The sequence below is a fragment of the Bradyrhizobium sp. genome, assembly GCF_036009065.1.
Lineage (GTDB): Bacteria > Pseudomonadota > Alphaproteobacteria > Rhizobiales > Xanthobacteraceae > Bradyrhizobium.
Genome location: NZ_DASYMN010000264.1, coordinates 1 through 2,467, shown reverse-complemented (window position 1 = coordinate 2,467; position 2,467 = coordinate 1). Strand labels below are relative to the sequence as shown.

The window sequence follows — 2,467 nt, the reverse complement described above, 5'->3', positions numbered from 1 at the left end:
CACCAAGCCGATGTTCCTGGCGCTCGACTGGTTCTATCACCTGGTCGGCAATTTCGGCGTCGCCATCCTGCTGGTGACCGTGCTGGTGAAACTGCTGTTCTTCCCGCTCGCCAACAAGTCCTACGCCTCGATGGCGAAGATGAAGTCGGTGCAGCCGCAATTGCAGGCGCTGAAGGAGCGCTATCCCGACGACAAGGTGAAGCAGCAGCAGGAGATGATGGAGATCTACAAGAAGGAGAAGATCAACCCGATCGCCGGTTGCCTTCCCGTCGCCTTGCAGATTCCGGTATTCTTCTCGCTCTACAAGGTGCTGTTCGTCACCATCGAAATGCGCCACGCGCCGTTCTACGGCTGGATCAAGGATTTGTCGGCGCCCGATCCGACCAATCTGTTCAACCTGTTCGGCCTTCTGCCTTTCGATCCGACCCATATCCCGGTGCTGGGCTACTACCTGGTGCTCGGCGTTTGGCCGATCATCATGGGCATCACGATGTGGATCCAGATGAAGCTCAATCCGGCGCCGCCGGATCCAACCCAGAAGATGATCTTCGACTGGATGCCGCTGATTTTCACCTTCATGCTCGCGGGCTTCCCGGCGGGCCTGGTGATCTACTGGGCGTGGAACAACCTGCTCTCCGTGCTGCAGCAGGGCTTCATCATGCGCAAGAACGGTGTGAAGGTCGAATTGTTCGACAATCTGAGGGCCACCTTCGCCAAGAAACCGGCCGAGAAGCCCGCAAACAAGACGACGTAGGATTCTGAAGGACCGCACCCTGAGGCGGCTGCGAAGCAGCGGCGCAAGAATTTTGAACTCATCATGCCCGGCCTTGTGCCGGGCATGCACGTCTTGCGGCGTTGGCGAAAAAGAAAGACGTGGATGGCCGGGACGAGCCCGGCCATGACGATGAACTGGAATCTTCGCATGACCACGGACATCGATGCGAAGCTGATCGAGCAGGGCCGCAGGCTGTTTGCCGGCGACTGGCAGTTCATCTGGGCCTCGCCCTCAATCGAAACGCTGCCGCCGATGCAGGGCATGGAGGTGGCGTTCGCCGGACGATCCAATGTCGGCAAATCCAGCCTGATCAACGCGCTCACCGGCCGCAACGCGCTGGCGCGGACCTCGCATACGCCGGGACGCACCCAGGAATTGATCTTCTTCGAAGGCCCGAAGGATGCCGGCTTCCGGCTGGTCGACATGCCCGGTTACGGCTATGCGGCGGCGCCAAAAGCCAAGGTCGTATCGTGGACCACGCTGATTCACAAATTTTTGCAAGGCCGCAGCAGCCTGGCGCGGGTCTATGTGCTGATCGATGCGAGGCACGGTATCAAGGATGTCGACGGCGACATCTTGACCACCCTGGACAAGGCCGCCGTCAGCTATCAGGTCGTCCTGACCAAAGCCGATCAGGTAAAACCTGCCGAGCTTGAGTCGCGCACCGAAGCCACCGTGGCGGCGCTTGCAAAACATCCCGCGGCGTTCCCTGAACTGCTGGTGACGTCGTCCCGCACCGGCGCCGGCATGCCGGAATTGCGCGCGGCGATGATCCGCCTGCTTGAGGAACGCCGCCAATGACGCGAGGCGGATTATTCCGGGCGCTCGTGGCACTGGCGGGAGCGATGGGCGCGGCCGGCGTCGCTCTGGCGGCAGCCTCAGCACATCAGCCCGACGCCACGCGGCTGGCGTCGGCGTCGTCGATGCTGTTGTTTCACGCCAGCGCGGTGCTCGCGGCGGTTTTGCTGGCCGAACGGCGCGTCATCCAAGAACACCTTGGCCTCGCGGCTGCGCTCGGTTTCGTCATTGCCGCAGCGCTGTTCGCCGGGGACCTGACGCTGCGGCAGTATGCCGAACGCAGTCTTTTCCCGATGGCCGCGCCTACCGGCGGAACGCTTTTGATCCTCAGCTGGCTGATGCTCGCGCTAGCGGCGCTGTGGCCGCGGCGTGGCGTCTGACAAGCTTTGCGCCCTGCCCGCCAATCAGATAGAACCCGCTCCCATCCTGCCGATAACGAGACCGCTTCATGACCGACGCGCCCCATATCAGTGCCCTCGACCAGGCCCGCATCCTGTCCGAGGCGCTGCCGCACATGCAGGAGTATGACGAGGAAACCATCGTCATCAAATATGGCGGCCATGCCATGGGCGCCGAAGACCTTGCCAAGGCGTTCGCGCGCGACATCGTGCTCTTGGAACAGACCGCCATCAATCCGGTGGTGGTTCATGGCGGCGGCCCGCAGATCGCGGCCATGCTGCAGCGGCTCGGCATCAAATCGGAATTTTCCGCCGGCCTGCGCATCACCGACGCCGCGACCATCGAGATCGTCGAGATGGTGCTTGCGGGCTCCATCAACAAGCAGATCGTAAGCTACATCAACGAGGCCGGCGGCAAGGCGGTCGGCCTGTGCGGCAAGGACGGCAATATGGTGAAGGCGTCGAAGGCGACCCGCACCATGGTCGATCCGGGCTC

General features: G+C 62.3%; 4 protein-coding genes. All 4 read left to right on the top strand.

Features of this window, described 5'->3' with window-relative positions:
- Positions 1-754, top strand: a 754-nt coding sequence (yidC, locus tag VGP39_RS15970) for a membrane protein insertase YidC (RefSeq protein ID WP_327569071.1), incomplete at its 5' end; no start/stop codon positions are given.
- Between the two features lie 168 nt (positions 755-922).
- Positions 923-1,576 carry a ribosome biogenesis GTP-binding protein YihA/YsxC gene (gene yihA / locus VGP39_RS15965; protein WP_327569070.1) on the top strand — a complete coding sequence of 218 codons (654 nt, stop codon included), beginning with the start codon at positions 923-925 and terminating at the stop codon, positions 1,574-1,576.
- Positions 1,573-1,953, top strand: a complete 381-nt coding sequence (locus tag VGP39_RS15960; protein WP_327569069.1) for a DUF423 domain-containing protein — start codon at positions 1,573-1,575, stop codon at positions 1,951-1,953. Before yihA ends, VGP39_RS15960 begins: the two co-directional genes overlap by 4 nt.
- A 68-nt stretch (positions 1,954-2,021) precedes the next feature.
- On the top strand, positions 2,022-2,467 hold a 446-nt coding region (gene argB / locus VGP39_RS15955), incomplete at its 3' end, for an acetylglutamate kinase (RefSeq protein WP_327569068.1).

Bases quoted from the DNA above. Each gene is read 5' to 3' on its own strand.
- yihA (WP_327569070.1), top strand. From the start codon at position 923: ATGACCACGGACATCGATGCGAAGCTGATCGAGCAGGGCCGCAGGCTG.
- VGP39_RS15960 (WP_327569069.1), top strand. From the start codon at position 1,573: ATGACGCGAGGCGGATTATTCCGGGCGCTCGTGGCACTGGCGGGAGCG.